18 protein-coding genes and 1 tRNA gene are annotated in these 22200 nt (G+C 42.7%); 8 read left to right on the top strand and 11 right to left on the bottom strand.

From position 1 onward, the window contains the following. Nucleotides 1–5 precede the first annotated feature (5 nt). From OGM16_03915 to OGM16_03880, 8 genes are all read right to left on the bottom strand, one after another. Nucleotides 6–935, bottom strand: a complete 930-nt coding sequence (locus OGM16_03915) for a replication initiator protein A (GenBank protein ID UYJ47427.1) — start codon at nt 933–935, stop codon at nt 6–8. Then, on the bottom strand, nt 932–1135 hold the full coding sequence (locus OGM16_03910; protein UYJ47426.1) for a hypothetical protein: 204 nt from the start codon (nt 1133–1135) through the stop codon (nt 932–934). Before OGM16_03910 ends, OGM16_03915 begins: the two co-directional genes overlap by 4 nt. Before the next feature lie 569 nt (nt 1136–1704). Beyond that, a tRNA-Arg gene (locus OGM16_03905) sits at nt 1705–1781 on the bottom strand. A 256-nt stretch (nt 1782–2037) separates the two neighbouring features. After that, nucleotides 2038–2931, bottom strand: a complete 894-nt coding sequence (locus tag OGM16_03900; GenBank protein ID UYJ47425.1) for a DUF3881 family protein — start codon at nt 2929–2931, stop codon at nt 2038–2040. A 145-nt stretch (nt 2932–3076) separates the two neighbouring features. Next, nucleotides 3077–4378 carry a TRAP transporter large permease gene (locus OGM16_03895; protein UYJ47424.1) on the bottom strand — a complete coding sequence of 434 codons (1302 nt, stop codon included), beginning with the start codon at nt 4376–4378 and terminating at the stop codon, nt 3077–3079. Continuing rightward, complete coding sequence (locus OGM16_03890) at nt 4375–4884, bottom strand: TRAP transporter small permease (protein UYJ47423.1); 510 nt, start codon at nt 4882–4884, stop codon at nt 4375–4377. Before OGM16_03890 ends, OGM16_03895 begins: the two co-directional genes overlap by 4 nt. Nucleotides 4885–4895: 11 nt before the next feature. After that, entirely contained in the window at nt 4896–5918 is a 1023-nt protein-coding gene (locus tag OGM16_03885) for a TRAP transporter substrate-binding protein (protein UYJ47422.1), read from the bottom strand. A 30-nt stretch (nt 5919–5948) separates the two neighbouring features. Then, entirely contained in the window at nt 5949–8450 is a 2502-nt protein-coding gene (locus OGM16_03880; GenBank protein ID UYJ47421.1) for a DUF4968 domain-containing protein, read from the bottom strand. Nucleotides 8451–8719: 269 nt separating this feature from the next. Between OGM16_03880 and OGM16_03875 the strand changes: the two genes are divergently transcribed. After that, nucleotides 8720–9547, top strand: coding sequence for an AraC family transcriptional regulator (locus tag OGM16_03875; GenBank protein ID UYJ47420.1), 828 nt, complete (start codon nt 8720–8722; stop codon nt 9545–9547). A gap of 242 nt (nt 9548–9789) precedes the next feature. Here the strand turns inward: OGM16_03875 and OGM16_03870 are convergent, their stop codons facing one another. Then, on the bottom strand, nt 9790–10740 hold the full coding sequence (locus tag OGM16_03870; GenBank protein UYJ47419.1) for a D-2-hydroxyacid dehydrogenase: 951 nt from the start codon (nt 10738–10740) through the stop codon (nt 9790–9792). A 249-nt stretch (nt 10741–10989) separates the two neighbouring features. Here OGM16_03870 and OGM16_03865 point away from each other — a divergent pair, with 249 nt between their 5' ends. Both OGM16_03865 and OGM16_03860 read left to right on the top strand, forming a co-directional pair. After that, nucleotides 10990–11154, top strand: coding sequence for a rubredoxin (locus tag OGM16_03865; protein ID UYJ47418.1), 165 nt, complete (start codon nt 10990–10992; stop codon nt 11152–11154). A gap of 122 nt (nt 11155–11276) precedes the next feature. Next, entirely contained in the window at nt 11277–11711 is a 435-nt protein-coding gene (locus OGM16_03860) for a hemerythrin family protein (GenBank protein UYJ47417.1), read from the top strand. Nucleotides 11712–11754: 43 nt separating this feature from the next. On the opposite strand, the gene OGM16_03855 is transcribed toward OGM16_03860, so the two are convergent. Continuing rightward, on the bottom strand, nt 11755–14703 hold the full coding sequence (locus OGM16_03855) for an insulinase family protein (GenBank protein UYJ47416.1): 2949 nt from the start codon (nt 14701–14703) through the stop codon (nt 11755–11757). A 268-nt stretch (nt 14704–14971) separates the two neighbouring features. Between OGM16_03855 and pckA the strand changes: the two genes are divergently transcribed. After that, nucleotides 14972–16579, top strand: coding sequence for a phosphoenolpyruvate carboxykinase (ATP) (pckA, locus tag OGM16_03850; protein ID UYJ47415.1), 1608 nt, complete (start codon nt 14972–14974; stop codon nt 16577–16579). A gap of 81 nt (nt 16580–16660) precedes the next feature. On the opposite strand, the gene OGM16_03845 is transcribed toward pckA, so the two are convergent. Beyond that, nucleotides 16661–17335, bottom strand: a complete 675-nt coding sequence (locus OGM16_03845; protein ID UYJ47414.1) for a cyclic nucleotide-binding domain-containing protein — start codon at nt 17333–17335, stop codon at nt 16661–16663. Nucleotides 17336–17601: 266 nt separating this feature from the next. Between OGM16_03845 and OGM16_03840 the strand changes: the two genes are divergently transcribed. The 4 genes from OGM16_03840 to OGM16_03825 are packed head-to-tail and all read left to right on the top strand — an operon-like array spanning nt 17602 to nt 22189. Then, entirely contained in the window at nt 17602–18657 is a 1056-nt protein-coding gene (locus tag OGM16_03840) for a BMP family ABC transporter substrate-binding protein (protein UYJ47413.1), read from the top strand. Nucleotides 18658–18685: 28 nt separating this feature from the next. Beyond that, the gene (locus OGM16_03835; protein ID UYJ47412.1) at nt 18686–20185 is read left to right on the top strand and encodes an ABC transporter ATP-binding protein; all 1500 of its coding nucleotides are present in this window, start codon (nt 18686–18688) and stop codon (nt 20183–20185) included. Continuing rightward, nucleotides 20182–21273, top strand: a complete 1092-nt coding sequence (locus tag OGM16_03830; protein UYJ47411.1) for an ABC transporter permease — start codon at nt 20182–20184, stop codon at nt 21271–21273. The genes OGM16_03835 and OGM16_03830 overlap by 4 nt, the downstream gene beginning before the upstream one ends. Then, nucleotides 21263–22189: an ABC transporter permease gene (locus OGM16_03825; protein UYJ47410.1), complete on the top strand. Its 927-nt coding sequence runs from the start codon at nt 21263–21265 to the stop codon at nt 22187–22189. The genes OGM16_03830 and OGM16_03825 overlap by 11 nt, the downstream gene beginning before the upstream one ends. The last annotated feature ends 11 nt before the right edge of the window (nt 22190–22200 follow it).

The following is a 22200-nucleotide window of genomic DNA, read 5'->3' as shown; positions in this document are numbered from 1 at the left end:
TATCGTCACTCTCCTTCCTCTCGCTTCATTTTCAATTTCTTAAATCCTCCTTCCAAATATCCGTGTGACATATCGTGCCGAACAAGAGCATCGTAGTAGGTGTCTATTGTCGTCGGCGCATTGTATATCGTAGTCAGCATATACTGACGGATATTTCTAATCTTTGTGGTGTTCTCCTTGAAGCAGTCCATAACATATCGAATGTGTTCGGCATTCAGTTTCATAAACCGACTGCGGACAATTTCTGCCGGACGCTCCTCTGCACCAATGCGAATCAACGGTCGCTTCGTGCAAACTGTTTCAACGATCAACTCCAGAATGTTATCCAGCATTTCGGAATCGTAAGGGTAATCCTTCTTCAACAAATCCATACTGAGCTGATCCGAGAAATAATCAAAGTATTCTTGATACCGGTCATTCTCGTCCATCATTCCACCATTTCCGGAAGGAAAGATAGAATCAGTATCACTAAATTCAGTATTTTTAATATCAGTATTATTACATTGTGATTTCGGAAGTTCTTGAGTTGTGATTTCCATTGTTCCAGAATTGTGATTTTCACAATTCAAGAGTTGTGAATCCACAGCAGAGATAAAGTTCTTCACATAGATCAGGTTGGGCTTTCCCAAACCCTGGCGCTTACGTTCAATCAATCCTGCTTTCTTCTCAAGTTCACTGAGCAGCTTGATAGCCTTTTGTTCAGCACAGTTCAGAGCCATCTTCGCTTCGTCGATTGTAAAAATGATATACACTCTACCGTTTTTATCTATCCAACCATTCTTGGCAGACAGGCTCATGCGGTCAAGCAAAATGCCATACAGCATCTTGGCATCGGCAGAAATATTCCAGAACCTCTCGTTCGTGAACAACACCTTCGGAACTCGATAGAATGTGAATAGATCGGATTGCTGACCGTAAAAATAATCAAAACTCACACGGCTTCACCACCTTCTTTCTGCGGAAAACTTTCTGTTGTCAGCGGAATGCTGCGGAAAGTCGTATCCGTCTTTTCGTAAGGACATCGGGCAAAATAGTAGAAGCGGTATTCCTGTTCATACACATCCATATCAACGAAGCCCCACTTCACGCATAACCTTCTTCGTACACCAACCAATGCACGGGTGATCTCGCCCATAGGGACAGCCATCACATTCCGACTTGGGTTTCGGCGGCAAAGAGATTAAGTAGTAGCAATTATTTCTACCCAGACGGCAGCCCTTTCTGCCATTCGTCCAGAAGTAGCAGTAATGACAGTCGCTCGGCTTGTCTGCGGTATAAACAGGCTTGCTCAAATAAAACACCTCCAATCTCTTGTATTTGCCCATGGGTTTGGGCATAAAAAAAGAGCGCCTATCCATCCCCAATGCGGGGCAAATAGACGCTCTATGTACATAACGATATTTAATTTTATCTGCTATAACTGCATGGTATTCAAAACATCCGCCTTTTTTGATTAGCTGGATTTTTGGCACGATTTTGGGGCTGATTAGCAGGAAGGGCATTTTCATTAGCAAGAACAGCCCGTTTTCTGCTAAAAATTAGCTGGCGATTTTGTCTTATAACAACCGTTCGATTCTGGAGGGGTTGTCAAAAATCAAATTTTGGAGTAGAATTTTATCTCATACAGTGAAAGAGCTTTTTCGTAGCTTTTTATATAAGAAAAGCCGAAAACCCTTGAAAACAAAGGCTTTCGGCGTTGTTCACTGGCGTCCATAAGAGGATTTGAACCTCCGACCCCACGCTTAGGAGGCGTGTGCTCTATCCAGCTGAGCTATATGGACGTGTCTGATATATGATTATAGCCCGATCAAAGTCGAACTGCAATCCCTTATTTAGTTTTTTTTGAGGTGGCCGTTGTAACGCAACCTTAGGAGGGGGACGCTCTATCCTGCTGAGCTATTGACGCAAATATAATATAAAATAAAATTGAAATACAATCCTTAGATATTTTAACCTTTTTCCATGAAAAATGCAAGTCTTTTATGTATACAAAAACGCCCCCGCATATGCGGGGGCAAAACATATAGGAAAATTCATTTAACACAACATATCATTTACACCAAAATCAACAAGTCCCTGCATCCAGATCTGACCCTTAAAACGTCTGCCAGGTGCCGGTTCACCTAAAAGGTCGGCTTTGTTGATGGCAACAGTAAATACCATATCATTGCATTCTACACGCAGACGGTAGATTTCTTCTTTTGTCAGTTCATTTTCCACCAGGTTTACGCTTAAGATATTTCCGATAATGGAATACTGGTCGCATTCAATGCCGCTTGGCATAAAGCTGGTTTCGATAATAGAGTACATATCCTCTTTTATAATACGCCTTGTGACCATTGAATACAGATCCATATCCTCTACAGTCAGGGTTTCAATAGCGTCCGTATCACCCCGGCGGGCAGCTTCTAAGAGATTTCCTCGTTTTCTGGCGGCCTGTTTCAGGTCGGCAGCCTGCTTGGGAGTCTTTTTTACTGGCAGCAAGACCTTTCCCTGGGAAGCAAGTCCGGACAGGCATATATTTTTTGCCAGTACCGGAAGTCGCTTTGACCGGCGGCTTCTATATTCTATGGAATTAGTTATATAAAAGATAAGGGAAATGCCTACGCGGTATTCATCTAAAAGGCCGGCATAGGTTTCACGTTCAGCATGGCGCTGGATGGAACATTCAGCAGAAGATGAAATATCGCTGCCGGTTACATAAGGGAATGCATATTCCCGTTTAAAAGTTCCTTTTTCTGTCATCTGACCGATCATGACGATCCCCATTCCCGGTGCCAGTTCCGCACGGAGCTCATAAAGACCGGGGTGGTCGTTTCTTTCCAATACAGCCGTTTTTGTAGCTGTTTTTGCCAGCTTTCGCATGATCTTATCTATTTCCAGGTCACTGTCGCAGCCGCTAAATCCTATGGTGCGCATAAATTTGTGCATTTCCTTCACCCTCTTTCTCTAAGTCTGTTCAGCTACTAAATGTTTTTTCGCTTTATTATAGCCTACTTTATAAGAGATTACCAGAGATTTTTCAAAGAAATAGGAATGCCGGTCTGTTCAGCGTTGTTGTGACAGATTTTGGTGATCAGATCAATCCCATTAATTTTGGTACACCTAATGACAGTGCAGGAATATAGGTAACAGCTAAAAGAAGAAGGAACAGCACTGCAAAATAAGGAAGCAGGGTCTTGGTAACGTCTTCAATACTGATCTTACTGATCCCGCAGCCTACAAACAGAACAGAACCTACAGGAGGTGTGATGTTTCCAAGGCACATGTTGAAGATCAGCATAACACCGAACTGGATATCGCTCATACCAAGGCTTTGTGCGATCGGCAGAAAGATCGGTGTGAAAATAAGGATCGCAGGAGTAATATCCATGAACATGCCAACTACCATCAGGATCACATTCATCAGGAAAAAGATCACATACTTGTTAGTTGAAATGGACATAATTCCGTTAGAGATAGCTGCCGGGATCCCGGAGTATGCCATTACAAAGGACATGGCAGAGGAGGCAGAGATCAGAAACAGGATGATGCCGCTGGTGCAGGCACTGCTTACTAAAATCTTCATGAAAGATTTTACAGTAATGCTGCGGTAGCAGACAGAAAGGATCAGGCAGTAAAGCACACAGATACCTGCACCTTCTGTAGCAGTAAAGATACCAGCTACAATACCACCGATAACAATGATAATAAGAAGCAGACTTGGGATAGCTTCCAATGTTACTTTAAGAGCTTCCTTCATCGGTGTCTTTCCAGAGGTAGGATATTTATGCTTTTTGGCATAAATAAAAGCTACGACCATGGAACCAACTCCCATGAGGATACCGGGAATATAACCAGCCATGAATAAGGTGGAAATGGATACACCGCCTGCTACTGTGGAATATACGATAAATGCACTGGTAGGCGGGATCAGAAGGCCTGTAGGAGCAGAAGCAATATTAACAGCAGTTGCAAATGCAGGATCGTAGCCTTCATCCTTCTGGATCGGGTAAATACAGCCGCCCATAGCAGATGCAGCAGCAACAGAAGAACCGGAGAGGGCACCAAAAAGCATGTTTCCTACAATGTTGGCCTGTGCCAGTGAACCTGGGATCCAGCCTACAAAAATCTTGGCAAAATTTACAAGACGTCTTGCAATACCGCCGTTATTCATAATGTTTCCTGCAAGGATGAACAGTGGGATGGCAAGCAGAGAAAAGCTTTCAACACCGCTGTTCATTTTCTGCATGGTGATAAACGTGATCTGATCCCATGAAAGAGAAGACATGGCAGCAACGATCGATGCGATCACGATGCTTACGGAAATGGGGCAGCTTAAAAAAAGCAGGATTCCAAAAACTGCAAACAAGATAACCGTTGTAAGTCCGATACTCATGATTCATTTCCTCCTTCAATATCAATGGCAGTTCCGGTTACATCTTCATAAATATTAATAATCTGAGCCAGAATGATAAATAATCCTGATATAGGAGCCATAGCATATACCAGGCTTCTTGGGATACCAAGAAGTGCAGAAAATACCTTCTGTGCACTTAAAGCCAGCTTAAAGCCACCGATGGTAATAACAAAAATAGAAAAGATCAGGATCAAGATATCAATAAGAGTCATTAAAATCCGTTTTCCGGAAGGACTTAAGCTGTCACGAACCAGTATCAGACACATATGCTCTCTTGTAATGAAAGCATAGGCAGCACCGATAAAGCTGGTCCAGATCAGGAAATAACGGACAAGTTCTTCTGTAAATGCAGCCGGGCTATTTAAAATATATCTTGTAAATACCTGATATAATACCAGCAGTGTCATAATGGATAAAAGGACAGTAGCAATACCGGCTAACAGGCGGGTCATCCATTTTTTGATCAGCGATAAAAATTCTTTCATGACGGTCCTCCTTATTCTACAGAATCAATAATATCAAGAAGCTTTTTAACACCTGGATACTGCGCACAGTAATCGTCGATCATACCGCTTGTAGCTTCACGGAAGGCTTCTTTGTCTACATCATTGACAAATTCAACACCCATTGTAGTTTTAGCTTCTTCGATCGCCTGCTGGATCGCACTGTCCCAGGCAATTTTATGGCTTTCTGTGGATTCACGGGCTGCTTCAAGAATGATCTGCTGATCCTCAGGGCTGATGTTTTTCCATACCTTGGAACTCATGACCATAACATCAGGGATCATGGCATGCTGGTCAGTGGAGTATACCTTGCAGATCTCACCGTGTTTACCGGTAGTAAGGGCAGTTTCATTATTTTCAGTTCCATCGATAATACCGGTCTGTAAAGAAGTATAAACATCACCATAAGACATAGCTACCGGGATGCCTCCAAGAGCCTTCATCATGTCTGTCTGGGATTTCATATCTTGGACACGGATTTTTAATCCCTTCAGATCCTCCGGCTTACGGATGGCTTTATTTTTCGTATAGAAGGAGCGTGCTCCGGAAGTATAATAAGTCAGTGTTACAAAGCCGTCATTTTCGGAAGAAAGGAAGAAATCATGCATCTGGCTGGAATCCATGACATGATAAAAATCTTCTGTGCTGTCAAAAATATAAGGAAGTCCGAATGCGTGGTAGGATTCATTATAAGTTGCAAGACCAGGAGCAGACACCTTTGTCATGGAGATAACACCGGACATCAGCTGTTCCATGTTTTCATTTTCAGATCCTAACTGGCCATTTGGGAAGATCTGGATCTGTATCCTTCCATCGGTGCGTTCTTTTACTTTCTCAGCAAACTCTGTCATTGCAATATGGACTGTATGGGTTTCGCTAAGGCCGTGGGCAAGTGTAAGCACCATCGGGTTTTCCGGTGTAGCTTCTGCACTGGTTTTTACTCCGCTTTGAGCGCAGCCTGTAAGACTGAACAGGGCCAGTCCTACAGCGGCTGCAATTGCTGCCAATTTTTTCATCGTATTTTATCCCCTTTCTATGTTGCATTATTACATGCCGATCAGGTCAAACTGTTCAAAGGAAACTACAACCTGATGATCCTTTTTAGGATTCAGGTATTTTACCTGTACGGATTTTAAAGTCTGGCTGTAATACCAGCCGCATTCAGCCTCTTCAAATTTTCTTCTGTGAAGGAAATGAGGGATTTCTTTTCCATCTACAGTTACCCAGTATGGGGCTTTTTCGCGGTGGATCATATCTAAAGCCATAGTTTCTACAGAAGTAACATAGGAACCTTCCTGTTTAAAGGTGAGAACGGTGCGCTCCCCAGCAGTCATGGAAATAAAAGTCTTTAAGTAACAGCCCTTTTCATAATCCATAGAAACACCGTCATCTTCATATAAGGTAAAGGAACCATCGCAGTCAGGAGAGCAGAGAATGGAAATTCCTGAAGGCTGCTCAGTCATAAGATTCTTCATCTGGTTGGAAGCCATAGGAATGATGGCGCCGCCTTTTACAAACAGAGGGATACTTCCAAAATCTACAGGAAGTTCAATGGTCTGTCCGCCGCTATATGGAGTTCTTGTATAAAAATCATAGAAGGTATTTCCTTCCGGCAGATAAACCTTGCGGGTTTTTGCGCCTTTTTCTACTACATTTGCTACCAGCAGGGAATCACCAAACATAAAGTCTACGCCTTCCTCGTAACATTTAGGGTCATTCTGGAACGCACTGCACATTGCCTCCATAATAGGAAGTCCGGTTTCATGTGCACGTTCCATTAAGGAATACAGATAAGGGAACAGGCGGTAGCGGAATTTAATAGCAGTTCTGATATATTCCGTACAGTTGCTGTACATCCATGGTTCGGTGACTGTATTGTCAATATTGGTAGAATGGATAGAGAAACGAGGCTGGAAAATACCATTCTGGATCCATCTGACTAACAGCTCAGCTTCCGGGGAAACTCCATAGAAGCCGCCAATGTCGCATCCCTGGTTTGCAACGCCGGATAAGCCCATACCAAGGATGGTAGCAATATTATATTTCAAAGAATCCCAGCAGGTTAAATTGTCACCTGCCCAGGTCTGCGCATAACGCTGGATACCTGCATGACCGGAACGGCATACTACGTAAGGACGGGTATTATCAAAGGTTTCATGAACTGCTTCATTGGTGATCTGGCACATAATATTGGACATAACAGATTTTAACTGTCCAATGGTACCGCCTTTTCCTTCAAAAGAGCAGCGGCAGTCCTTGTCAACCATGCTATCATATTCACAGTTATCGTTCCAGACAGAGCTGGTACCGTAGTCAAGGACATTTTCCTTTAACATTTCCTTCCAGTTATCTCTGGTTTTCTGGCTGGTAAAATCTACAAACATACCCTTGCCGCCCCACCAGGTTCCAATACCAGGTTCTTCTGTTTCGCTGGCTTTAACAAACATTCCTTTTGCCTTCATTTCTTCCAGCTTTGGATGGATCAGGAGAATACCAGGTTTTACGTTTGGTGAAACGCAGACGCCTCTCTTTTTCATCTGGGCAAAAAAGTCTTTTGGATCTTTAAAACGTTTTTTATTCCATGTAAATACACAACGCTTGATGCCCTGTTCAGTTTCAATGGCACAGTAGCCGGAAGAGAGCTGGAAACCATCTACAGGGATATCTTCTTCTTTAGTAGTATCGATAAATTCTTCAATGGCATCATCACAGTCTGCATCCAGTTCAGGATAATACATGGAAGATCCAAGATATCCTAAAGCATATTTGGGAAGCATGGCAGACTTTCCGGTCAGATCTGTATAACGTTCTACAACCTGGCGCATAGCAGGTCCTTCAATAAGGAAAAGGTCGATATCTCCGCCATTTGTAGAATAGCTGCTGTAGCGGTGCCAGTAGTTGCGCTTTTCACGGCCCATATTAAAATCACATTCCCAGGTACTGTGATAAAAATATCCAACTGCTTTTTTAGTAGTCTGGTTTAATTTGATATAAAAAGGAATGTGTTTATAAAGAGAATCTGTTTCTTTTGGATCATATCCCATGGAATCCCCGGGGCTTAAAACCATGTATTTCTGCGCTTTATTTAATTCACCGCTTTTTTCACCAAAACCATAGAAGCAGTCATCGGCTTCAATCTGGCTGGTGTGGATACGGCGGTGGTTGCTGTCTTCACGGTAAGCAAGGTCCACGATATCTGCATGGATCATAGTTCCTTCTTTATCGTATACACAGATGCGGAAAGGATCTTTTTCAACTACTACCTTCAGTTCTTTTCCCTGGATCACTGCCTGATCTGCTCCATCTTCTAAAATTGCATCGGCAGTCTGGATCCTCTTTCTGTAATCTTTTAAGAATGTATCCATTCTGTCTTCCCAGGCGGTAGTAACAAGACTGTAGGATTCTTCTGCAAAATCCCCGTCAAATCCGGCTCTGATACGGATGATGTGATCGGTAAGAAAGAAGATACGGATTTCTGTGCAGTTTGTAGCAACAGAAAAATAATTTTCTTTCTGGGTTACGGTTGTCGCATTCATGCATATTTTCATGAATCTGTGCCTCCTTAAATATTTCCATTTACCTTGGTTTTATGGTATGATGTGTCCAAAAGAAGGACAATCAGCATTCAAGGTGTTTTTTGTACGTGATAATCACATGATAATAAAATAACACGGTCAAAACTAGACAAAAATTGCACAGTATAAGCTTATATTTTACATATCTTGCTCTGGTGTATGGAGAAAAATACATTTAATGAATGAGAGCTTTGTTATAAATACATAAAAAATGGAAAAATGATAGACAGGAGGACACAGATATGATCGATCAGGCGGGGATCCTGATGGCCCAGGGACTTGGAATAGCCAGTGAACGGATACAGGGTGTAAATGATAATATGTCCCAGTCACATTACCACGAATATTATGAGATCTATTATCTGGAAGCAGGGGAACGTTTTCATATGGTGGAAGATCAGCTTTATAAAATGGAGGCAGGGGAATTTATGATATTCCCGCCTTATGTAATGCATCATTCCTATGGAGAAGAAAATATACCGTTTAAAAGACTGCTATTGTATTTTAAGCCGGAGGAGATCCTGTGGCCATCTGTACGTGATGCATTAAAGGAAGAAAGCGGTATCTACAGGACAGATATAAAGAAACGTCAGGAAATCCACCGGGTCATGGAAGATATTTTAAAAGAACAGAAAGATCCTGGAGCTTTTCATGAAGAGTATGACCGGGGAATGTTAAATGTGCTTTTGCTGCTGATCGCAAGGGAAAAACGGCCGGAAAAGGCTCCTGGAAAGAGCAGCCGGATCGGAGAAGTGATACGTTATATCCATAGCCATTACCAGGAAGATATCAGTCTTGAAATGCTGGCACAGATGTTTTATGTCAGCCCTTATTACCTGTGCCGTGAATTTAAAAAAAGTACAAATAGTACAATTGTACGTTATATTAATGTTACACGTATTATGAATGCACAGCGGAAATTTATGGAGACCAGTAAAAATATCACAGATATAAGCAGAGAAACTGGATTTTCCAATCTGACTCATTTTAACAGGGTATTTAAGTCAGTGACTGGTATGAGCCCCTCCCAATATCGCAGACAGTTTGTAAATAAACCCATAACATCATAATACTTTCTTAAACTTTTTTAGAAATACTTTATGACTGCTTCAAACTTAGGACACAACTCTTTTGTATACTCTTTTACATAAACAAGCAGTCAGAGCTTTTTACATAGAGAAAGGACAGATACCTGTTCAGCAGAGTGAAACAGATATCCGTCCTCAAAAACAAATATAAGCCGGTGGGGTTGACAAATGGGCAGCCTTACCGGCTCAACCTAATTATACCACTCACTTTCTGAGAATCTGCTTTATGAAACAACATTTACCGGATTTCCATTAATAAAACCGTCAATATTTCCCGTTAAGATACTAAGAAGTCTCTGACGTGTCTCCAGGCCCTTCCAGCCCATGTGTGGGGTTAAGATCACATTATCCAGTGTGTATAATGGACTGTCTTTAACAGGGGGTTCTGTTTCCTGTACGTCCAGTCCGGCTCCTGCGATCTTATGATCTTTTAATGCCCGTATCAGTGCCTGTTCATCAATGAGGGCACCTCTGGAGGTGTTGATCAGGAAGGCAGTTGGTTTCATCAGCGCCAGAGTATCAGCATTGATCAGGTGTCTGGTAGCAGGTGTCAGCGGGCAGTGAAGGGAAATATAATCGCTGTTTTTCAGTACAGTTTCCAGGTCTGCATAATGTACATTTTCCTCATCATCTTTTGGGGTTCTTGTATACACGAGAATATTCATATCTAATGCTTTTGCAATTTTCATAACAGTGCGTCCAATATTTCCGGCGCCGATGATACCCAGGGTTTTTCCGTTTACCTCCACATGAGGAACCTGGAGATTTTTTGTAAAATTATCGTGGTTTTCCTTTGCCAGCATAGCCATCTGGGTCTGCATGGTGGAGCTTAAATTCAAGATCATCATAATGGCAGTGTGAGCCACACGTTCAGAGCTGTAAGCCGGGATATTACATACGGTGATGCCTTTTTCCCGTGCAGCATCCAGATCCAGGTTGTTATAACCGGTTCCCGCTTCGCAGATCAGCTTTACACTGTCTGGCAGTGCCAGGATCTGTTCTCTGCTTACAGGCATTTCCTTAGTGACAAGGATCTCTGCGTCTGCTGCACGTTCTAAAAACTGATCTGGCGTGGTATCGCTGTAGGTGACAACTTCTGGGGAAAGGACGGAAAAGTCAAGGTTTCCGTCAAAGTTCATTTTTGCTTCGTTAAAAACAACAGTCTTGTGATCCATGGATGATTCTCCTTTGTGTTATGATGTTCTCTCGGATTTTTTCTGTGCCCATTATATAACAAGTTTGGCACTATGAAAAGCTGTAGAAAACAGAAAGCGTGGTAGAACTGTAATAAAATAAAATAATAATAATAATAATTATTATTATTTTTATTGACAAGAGAATAATTATCATGTATAATACAGACATACAAAACAAAGCAACACAACAAACTATATAGAAATAAACATCGAAAAGGAGAAACGGCTATGAAAAAATATGAATGTGAACCATGTGGATATATTTACGATCCTGCAGTAGGAGATCCGGACGGAGGTATCGCTCCTGGAACTGCTTTCGAAGATATTCCTGATGACTGGGTATGCCCTATCTGCGGAATGGGAAAAGAAGTTTTTGTACCGGTAGAAGAGTAATAAACACTCCCGGAAGAATTGTCAGCTACAAAAAACGATCAGCTGCAAAAAACTATTAGTTACAAACCACAAAATACAAAAAGATTCCAGGAGAATATAATTTCAGAAATGGAGGCCAGACTATGACTTACGATTTAAATATTACCTTTGATGATAACTTAGTAACAGGAAATAATACTATTGATACCCAGCACAAAGAGCTGATCGATCGTATCAGAAACTTCGTAGTTGCCTGTCAGAACGGTGACAGCAAGGTAAAAGCGATTAAAATGCTGGATTATCTTGACGAGTACACTGACTTCCATTTCAAAGAAGAGGAAGAGCTTCAGGAAAAGGCCGGTTATCCGGAGCGTGGAAAACACCATGAAAAACATGAAGAATTTAAAAAGTCCATTCAGGAGCTGTATGAATATCTTCAGGATTATGAAGGACCTACAGATCAGTTCAGTGAACTTGTACAGAAGAATGTAGTTGACTGGCTGTTTGGACATATTAAGACATTTGACCGCTCTGTAGCAGAATTTATCTTTATGAGAGAAAATCCGGACCGGTGTTAAAATGGATCAGGGAACGCGTCGATCACGCGTTCCCTGTATTTTTTTATGACTGCAGTTTCATCACTTCATCAAATAAATCTTTATTTTCATCGATCATTTTTTCATTTCCCACCACAGCAGAAGGACTGTTCTGTAAGATCTTATGGATCAGCCTGGCAGCTGTTTTCTGGTCTTTTAAGGAACTGTTTCTGATATCTGTTATCATTTTATTGATATGATCCGTTGAAATACCAAATAATCTGCGGCGCAGGAAACGCATCCGGCCGTTTAACATGCCGGAAGGGGGCAGTGCCTGGGCATAGGCGCTTAAAATATAGCCACGCAGATCCTCTTTACTGATGGCCAGATCCTCAAGCTGTTCTCCGGCAGAGGCGAAGGTTTCAAGAGTAGAACGGATCTGTGAGTCAGAAGTGCTCCATAAGGTAAAATACTGGTTTGGAAGGAGAAAATCCACACCGCTGTCATAGGCACAGCCCTGATAACGGACGGCAGGTTTAATATATTTATCTGATGCAGCCAGGAGAAATGGCAGATGACGGCCCATAAATCCAGGAACACTGCTAAAATCACCGGTCATGCGTACTTCCTCTAAAGGACTGTCAATGGCAGCTGCACTCCTTCGGGGGCAGGCGAAGATACTGTCTGAAAGAGGTATGCCATCTGTAATTTCGTGAAGTAAGGCAAGGCGCTTTGTGCCATATTCCAGAATAGAAGTAAGGCTGTTTTCATCTGCACAGGCGAGAAATACAAGTCTGTGTTTATTCAAAATGCAGTCAGCTGTCCGGCGCAGGTTTTGGGAGATTTCTTTTGCAGCCTCTCTCATTTTTTCACTATTATTTTCCTGCTCCAGAATATCCCGTACTTCCTTTAAAAAATCATACACGCCTGGCTGGTTGAGCAGATACCTGAAGCAGCTGTCCCGCCGGATATACCGTTCTGTAAGGCTGTAAGCCAGAGAAGGTCCATTGTCAGATCTTGACATATCATAATCCGGCAGATACTTATGGATGACCCGCAAAATAGTTTCCCGGTCCTCATAATCGCAGCTCCCCATAAGCTCCAGAAGCAGCTCCAGTCCTTCCTCAAAATCCTCTGTAAGTCCATACCAGAACACGCTCATCATAGGATGACTGTTCTCACCGGCTTTTTCTTCCGGATACAGTTCATCAAAGGTGCAGTCGTAAAGCAGCTCCTGTTCCTTGTTTTTCTGCTGTTCTACAGTAAAACGGCTGGTATCCAGTTCTGTTAAAAGCATCTGATAGAGAGTCAGATAATTCCAGTCAGAAGGTGCCAGTCCACTGATATCAAAGAAAAGCTGATAGCAGCCGATCTCCTTTAGGGACACCGCACTGGAAAGGCAATGGATGCCATGTAAGACAGACTCCAGGATTTCCGGTTCCGGCTCCGGTCCGGGCAGCTCTTCCGGCTGGATGAGAAAATCCAGATTGCACTGGTCTTTCTGGTTCCAGATCTTGAAATCCTTTGTATCCTCTATTAATTTAAAGATCATTTCCTGGCTTAAAGAAGCCTTTTTCTCTTTTAAATACTGTTCCTTTTCTTTTTCTATGGCCTCCGCCAGTCCGGGCTTTGGAACAGTGGTGACAACAGCACTTAAAGCCGGGGCTAAAGCATTACCTGTCAGTCTGCGTAAAATAGACTGCCCCTTATCCTGAAGGAAGGTATTAAAACAGTTCTCATAAAGAGTAAAATACCCGGTTTTATCTGTTGTACTCCAGTACTTACCGATTTCCTCAGAAATATGGAAGCCAAGATGAGGAGCCTCTCTGGTGAGACAGTCAGAAAGCCGGTTTTCTTTCAAAACCGCATGGAACAGATCATCAGAAACCCCATTTTCATGAGCTTCCTTAAGCCCCGCCTTTACAGCAGCTAAAAAATCCTCTTCTTGTTCCGGCTTTGCATTGTGCAGGCGGAATTTCAAAGAAGGAAGGGCCGGTGCTGTATCCAGGTAAACTTCAATTACATTATTAAGGCCTTTTTCACGGGCAGACCGGTGGATGGCAGAGGTATCCTGATCCAGAATATCTGTTACCAGATCCCAGTAGACCAGATCATCTTCACTGCAGCCGGAAAGGTCGATACCATAATCAATGATCCCGTTATTATTTCCCGGATTTCCCTCATAAGCCGGACTTTCCCCTTTGCATCTGAAAAATCCCCGGTTTACCGGTTCATGGAAATAAGAAAGAAGCTCATTATCCACAGAGTCGGCTGCCGGAAACCGGGATAAATGTTCTCTGTCCAGAAAATCTAAAATCCGGGCAACATCCATTTTGCCATATAAAACGATCAGGCAGTTGGAATAACGGTAAAATTTCTTAAAACGTTCCTGGATACGTTTAAAAGAAATATCTTTATAATGAAAATGTGCACGGCCAAGCAGATGGGAAGCAGTCTGTCCTTTATAAAGAGTTTCTGCCATAAAGCTGTCTGCATTTTCCTGGATATCGGTTAAATGGCCCCAGTCTTCATTAAATACGGTTCCTTCTAAAGAAAGATCATCTTCTTCATTTTCCAGTTCATAGCGAAGCGCCTCACGCCGGAAAAAATAGTCTTCTTTTAAGGCGTCAGGTTCTTCCATGCAGCATAAAAATACATCCATCAGCTTTAACAGCTGGTCCTCACTCTGGGAACACACCGGGTAGCAGGTGTAAGTATTATCTGTAAGGCCATTCATAAAGGTAGAATAGCTTTTGCTGTCCATATCAAAGAAAATATCCCTGCTGGGATAACGGGAGCAGGAGCACAGCATCAGATGCTCTAAAATGTGGTTGCTGTCTGACTGGTCCAACTGGGGCGTGCGGTAGATCAGGTTAAAACCCAGCTCCCGGTCATCATTTTCTATATACAGGACTCTGGCGCCGCTGTAAATGTGGGAAAATTCTGTTATTTGGGCTCCCAGCATGGAAACAGTGGTCCGGTCCATTATCTTATATCCAAAAATCCCTTCGCCTTTTTCCGGCAGAGTTGTCATGTAAGATCCTCCTGAGTTTTAAGATCATTTTTTCCGGATCTATTTGTTGTGTCTCTATTCCCAATTATTTTAACACGGAGAGCCCTTTTTTACAATTTCTACAATTCGCTGAATAAATACACAAAGAAATGATAAAAATACGTTAAAATATTATCATTATCCTTTGTTGACATTTTAACAAATTAGTGGGATAATCTGTAGTGCATGCGAAAAAATACAATCGCATCTATCCCTTATAATCAATTACGAAAGGAAAGAGGTTAGTAAGATGGCAGCAAAAATCGATTTAACAAAGTATGGTATTACCGGAACCACCGAAATTGTGTACAACCCTTCTTATGAGATGTTATTTGAGGAGGAGACCAAACCAGAACTGGAAGGTTATGAAAAAGGACAGGTCAGCGAACTGGGAGCAGTTGACGTTATGACTGGCATCTATACAGGACGTTCTCCTAAAGATAAATTTATCGTTGTAGATGAGAACTCCAAGGACACTGTATGGTGGACCTCTGATGAATACAAGAATGACAACCATCCAGCATCCCAGGAAGCTTGGAAGGCTGTTAAAGAGATCGCTCAGAAGGAGCTGTCCAACAAGAAACTTTACGTTGTAGATGCATTCTGCGGCGCAAACAAGGACACTCGTATGGCAATCCGTTTTATCGTTGAAGTAGCTTGGCAGGCACATTTTGTTACCAACATGTTCATCAAGCCAACTGCTGAAGAACTGGAAAGCTTTGAGCCAGATTTCGTTGTTTACAACGCATCTAAGGCTAAAGTAGAGAACTACAAGGAATTAGGTCTGAACTCTGAGACTGCAGTTGTATTCAACATCACAAGCCGTGAGCAGGTTATCATCAATACATGGTATGGCGGCGAGATGAAGAAGGGTATGTTCTCCATGATGAACTACTATCTGCCATTAAAGGGCATCGCTTCCATGCACTGCTCCGCAAATACAGATATGAACGGTGAAAACACCGCAATCTTCTTCGGTCTGTCTGGTACAGGTAAGACCACTCTGTCTACAGATCCTAAGCGTCTGCTGATCGGTGATGATGAGCACGGCTGGGATGACAATGGCGTATTCAACTTCGAAGGCGGATGCTACGCTAAGGTTATCAACCTGGATAAGGAATCTGAACCAGATATCTATAATGCAATTAGGAGAGACGCTCTGCTTGAGAACGTTACTCTGGATGAAACAGGAAAGATCGATTTCGCTGATAAGAGCGTAACTGAGAACACCCGTGTTTCCTATCCGATCGACCACATTGAGAAGATCGTTCGCCCAGTCTCTGCAGGTCCTGCAGCAAAGAACGTTATCTTCCTGTCTGCAGATGCTTTCGGCGTACTGCCTCCAGTATCTATCCTGACACCAGAGCAGACCCAGTATTACTTCCTGTCTGGATTTACAGCTAAATTAGCTGGTACAGAGCGCGGAATCACTGAGCCTACACCTACCTTCTCTGCTTGCTTCGGCCAGGCATTCCTGGAACTGCATCCTACAAAGTATGCAGCTGAGCTGGTTAAGAAGATGGAAAAGAGCGGTGCTAAGGCATACTTAGTAAATACCGGATGGAATGGTACTGGCAAGCGTATCTCCATTAAGGATACCCGTGGTATCATCGACGCTATCTTAAGCGGCGACATCTTAAAGGCACCTACCAAGAAGATCCCTCACTTCGATTTCGAAGTACCTACCGAACTTCCAGGTGTAGATCCTGCAATCCTTGATCCACGTGACACCTACGCAGATGCAGCTGAGTGGGAGAAGAAGGCAGAGGATCTGGCAAGCAGATTCATCAAGAACTTCGCTAAGTACGAGAGCAACGAAGCTGGCAAGGCACTGGTAGCAGCTGGTCCACAGAAATAATCGAACGTAAAAAGTTTTTATAAAACTTATAAGAAAAACGCAGTTCCACAAATTCGGAACTGCGTTTTTTAAAACTCTTTTTTAAAAATCAATCTCTAATTTTCCCTGGGATAACTGATCTAACGCCTGGCGGTCCAGGATCAGATATCCCTTTTTTGTTTTCTGAAGGATATTGGCAGCGCACAATTTATTAATAACACGGAAAAGGTGCCTGTAACTGGTATCTAACAGTTCTGCACAGGTAGAGATCTTAAAAGAAAATACATTATCCTGACTGTTGGTAATAAGAAAAGAGGCAAAACGAACCTCTACCGGGTCAAGAGAGGTTATAAAATTGGAAGAATGGAGGCGCTCAGAAAGGATCTGACAGACATAACGAAGAAAATGGTTATCATTTAAAAGCTGTTCGCCATGCTTTTTCACAGAGATCCCCACACAAGTTCCTTTTGTAAGAGCCTGGACCGTGCTGATCGGTGTCTTGCCCCACAAAATAGAAGCCTCTCCCAATATAGGGGCAAGTCCATGGTAATAACACTGGGAATGAAATTTTTCAGAAATAGTATAAGTGCAGACCATGATCTCCCCTGAAGTCAGAAAATAAAGATAGTCGCTGTTATGGCCGACCTCGATCAGGAATTCCTGGGGCTGAAAGGAAAATAACTCAGCAATGGTAGAGACATCAAAAGAAAAAACATCCTGCATGTGGGATTTTTTAATATGCTCCATAAGAAGCGTTGTCTGTTGGATCTTTTCCATAAATTGGGTCCCTCCGAGAAAATATGATTTCCTTTGCTGAAATAATTATATCTGAATGATCACATTACAGATATGATAACAAAAAGGCAGATAAAATGCAAGAAACGCAAGGTTTCACAAAAACGCAATTATTTTACATAAAAATTACTGCAAAATTACCAAAAGTGGGACCTGTGTCATTGTTGATAAAAAGAGGTATATGCTATTCTGAAGTTACAAAAGATCTCGAAAGCACATGGCGATAAGAAAAAGGAGGATTCCCGGTTATGAAAAAAAGAATAATGTGTCTGGTACTTGCTGCGTCCCTCGCTGCAACGATGGCAGGATGTGGAAAACAGAATGCAGGCAGTACTGCAGAAAACAAGTCTGATGATAAGAGTGCCCACAAGATCGCACTGATTACAGATACCATTGGAACAGAACAGTTTATTCTTCAGGCTTATCATGAAATGGAAAAACTGAGCGAAGAGTATGGTTTTGAGTGGTCCAGTATTGAATGTGCAGATGCGGCACAGTGGACAGAAAATTCAGAAGCAGCTTCACATGAAGGTTATGATCTGATCATTGGACTGGGCTGGCAGGCAGCAGACTCATTTGGAACTCTGGCAGATGCCAATCCGGATATAAAATATGCAGTTATTGATACTGTATGTTCTAATGACGCAGTTACAAGTATCGGATTTAAGGAGTGGGAAGGCGCTTATGTACTGGGAACTATGATGGCAACTGCTTTCCCGGAGGAAAATAAGTTTGGTTATATCTGCTCCTATCAGACACAGGCAACTTATAAGTATCGCTACGGCTATTCCGAAGGTGTTCTGTCTGTAAATCCTGATGCCGAGTTTATGTATAATTATACAAATTCCTATGCAGATACCACACTTGCATATGAATATGCGCTTCAGCAGCAGGCAGCAGGATGCAAGATCATTATGGGCGGTGCTTCATCAAGTTCTAATGCGGGGATCTATCAGGCTGCTTTAGAACTGGCGGACCAGGGAAAGACCATTTACACCACAGGTTTAAGTATTGACCAGACAACAGAAGAAAATCCGTATATCCTGGGCGGGCTTCTGAAAAATACCAATATCTGTACAAGAAATGTTGTGGAAAATTATCTGAATGGTACCCTTGAGGGCGGTTCACAGCTCCTTGGATTAAAGGAAAATGCTTTTGGAGTAGTTTACATAACAACAGACAAAGAAAATTACCGCAATACAGACATTATCACAGATGAAGTGATCGCAGCAGGAAAAGAAGCGGCAGATAAGATCATTTCCGGTGAACTGGTAATAGAAGTACCGGAAGAAGCAGCTCATTAATGACACTGCACATGGGAGGATGGACCATATGCTATTAGAAATGAAAGATATTGTCAAGGTCTATGGCCAGGTAGTGGCTAATGACCATGTAAGCTTTTCCCTGGATAAAGGAGAGATCCTTGCTGTTGTAGGTGAAAATGGAGCCGGAAAATCTACGATTATGAAGGTCCTTTATGGAATGGAAAAAGCCACCAGCGGGGAGATCTTCTTAAATGGAGAGAAAATGCATTTTCGCAGCCCAGCTGATGCTATTGCAAAGGGAATTGGCATGGTACAGCAGCATTTTATGCTGTTTCAGACAATGACAGTTGCAGAGAATATTGTTTACAGAAATGAAAAGCATAAAGGTATTTTTTATGATAAAAATGCCAATAACCAGATAGTCTCTGAACTGGCAAAGACATATGGCCTTCAGGTCGATCCGAAAGCGGTGGTCCATGATCTTCCTGTAGGAACACAGCAGAGAGTAGAGATCTTAAAGATCCTTTATCAGAATGCGGATATCATCATTTTCGATGAGCCCAGTGCAGTTCTTACACCTCTTGAGGTAGATGAGCTTTTAAAAACCATGAGAAAACTGGCAGATATGGGAAAAAGCCTTATTATCATCACTCATAAACTGCGGGAGGTTATGGAGATTGCAGATCGCGTTGTTGTAATGCGCGCCGGCAAGGTAGTTGGTGAAACAAAAAAAGTGGACACAAGCATTGAGCAGCTGTCTTATATGATGGTTGGGCGCCAGATCCTTACCCGTCAGATACCTTCAATGCAGGCTGGAGAACGTCTTTTAGATGTACAGGATATCGTACTTCAGGATAATAGCGGAAAAAATATCCTGGATCAGTTAAGCATCCATGTAGACCGGGGAGAGATCGTAGGAATAGCAGGCGTGTCTGGAAATGGCCAGTCTGAACTGGTGCGCTGCGTGTCCGGTCTGCAGAAAGTAGACAGCGGAAAGATCCTGCTTCAGGAAAAAGATGTGACCAATGCATCTGTGCGTTCTTTCAGGGACAACGGAATGTCCTGTATTCCGGAAGACCGGTATTTCTGGGGAAGCGCGCCTGAGGCAACTCTGGAAGAAAACAGCCTGATGGGATATGAAGACAAAGAAGCGTTTTCCCATAAAGGATTACTTGATCTGAAACAGGTAAAAGCCCATGCAAAGCAGCTGATCGAAGATTATAAAGTTAAAGTGGGAAGTCCCCGACAGAAGATCCGGGAACTTTCCGGCGGAAATGCCCAGAAGCTGATCGCGGCAAGGGAAATAACTCTGGGAACCCCATTTTTGATCGCCTGTGAACCTACCAGAGGCATTGATATCGGAGCAATGGATTTTATCCACGACCGTTTGGTGGAAAAAAGAAACCAGGGCGATGGCATCCTTTTAGTTTCCAGCGAATTAAGTGAGATCATGACCCTTAGTGACCGTATCTATGTTATTTACGAAGGCCGGATCAACGGTGAGTTTGTCCGTGGCGATATTGATGAAAAGTCATTAGGACTTTTAATGGTGGGAGGTCATGTATGAAGCAGGGAAACCAAATAAAAAATATGTTGAATAAAAAAATGGAACATCTTGCCCTTCCGCTGTTTGCCATCTTCCTTGGATTTGTCATTGGAGGACTGGTGATCGCATTGTCAGGATATGATCCCTTTGCAACTATTGGCGGGATCCTGGCAGGTGGATTTGGTTCCGGTTATTATCTTTCTGCCACACTGACCCGTGCAACTCCTATCATTTTTGCAGGACTTGCAGCAGCGTTAGCCTGGGGTTCCGGATATCCAAGTATGGGAGCAGCCGGACAGATGGCTTTAGGAGCTCTTGCGTCAGCAATCACAGCAATCTACTGCCCAGGTCCTTCTATTGTAGTCTGTATTGTGTCTTTACTGGCGGGTTCTGCAGTGGGAATGGCAGTGTCATATTTTTCATCTTATATCTGTAACCGTTTTGAAATGTGGCTTTTGATCGTTACGCTGATGTTAAATTATGTGTGTGAAAATATTTGTTCCTATCTTACCACCTATGTATTTAAAGATCCTATGGCATCGGATGCATCTGCGATCCAGACACAGAAGATAACAGAAGGGATCCTTCCAAAGCTGTTTAAAGGTTATGCAGTTCATGGAGGTTTTATCCTGGCGCTTTTAGCAGTTGCAGGGATCTGGTTTATGATGCGCAGGACCAGTTTTGGTTATAAGGCAAGAATGGGTGGTCTGAATCCTCATTTTGCTGATTACGGCGGTATTTCCAGCCGGAATATGATGTTCCGCATTATGATGATCAGCGGCGCTTTGGCAGGGATCGGCGGTGCATGTGAGGTTTTAGGAAGCCGTTACCGCTATGTAGATGCAATGATCTCTTCTCCCGGTTATGCATGGACAGGCGTTATCACTACTTTAATGGCAGGACACAGTCCGTTAGGTGTACTTTTCTGCTCTATCTTTATGGCGGGAATTTCCACAGGAGGAAGTGCTATTGAACGCAGTATGGGACTCTCCTCAGATATTGTATCTATCATTTCAGGTGTTATCACACTTTTAGTTACAGCCAGATTTTCATTGAAGTTGAAGCGTAACAAAAAGCAGCAGAAGGGAGGAAAGACCAATGACAATTAATGCTACCTATATTGCTACTGTGTTAAATTCCATGATCCGTATGACATCTCCTATTTTGCTGGCTGCTTTAACGGCTGCGATCTGCAATAAGGTAAAAGTATTCAATATCGGCATGGAAGGCACCATGATGGCCGGAGCATTTTTCAGTATTGTTGCCAACTATTATACACACAGTATTTTTCTTGCTGTTTTGGCAGGTGCTGCCAGTGGTCTTGTTATTTCTGCTATTAATGCCATTTGCATTATCCGTTTTAAGGCGTCAGCAACAGTAGTAGGAATGGCAATGAATACGCTGATGACAGGTGCGACTACCTATCTTCTGTATGTGATCTTTGGAGTCAGAGGAGTATTTACAGACAGCAGTCTGCTGCCGCTTCCACGTATCAATCTTCCGATCATCAAAGATATTCCGTTTATTGGAAAAGTTCTGGCAAATCTGACACCTATCGATTATTTTGCTATTTTACTGGCTGTGGGAATGCATATTTTTCTCTATAAAACAGTTATGGGCTATCGTTTAAGAGCTATTGGCATCAACCAGAAGGCGGCCCGCAGCCTTGGAACCAAAGTAGAGCGGGATCAGTTCCTCACAGTGGCGCTTTCTGGGATCCTTTGCGGTCTGGGAGGATGCGTATTATCTATGGGAAGTGTAACGCTTTTTATCCAAAATATTACAGCCGGCCGCGGATATATGGCTATGGCAGCCTGCAATATGGGCGGAGCAAATCCGTTAGGAGTTCTTTTTGCCAGCTTTTTCTTTGGGGCATGTCAGGCAATTGGAAATGCAATGCAGAATACATCCTTAAAAACACAGGTAACAGCTTCCATCCCTTATGTTGCTACCATTGTTGCATTGATGGTATTTTATGTTTTCCGAAAAAGCGCAGTACGGCGTCAGAAAGAATTGAAAGGTTAAGGAGAGTAGTT

Source organism: Lachnospiraceae bacterium, from assembly GCA_025758065.1.
In the GTDB taxonomy this organism is placed as follows: domain Bacteria; phylum Bacillota; class Clostridia; order Lachnospirales; family Lachnospiraceae; genus Enterocloster.
Note: the sequence above shows the minus strand (reverse complement) of the source record. Positions and strands in the feature narration are given on the sequence as shown.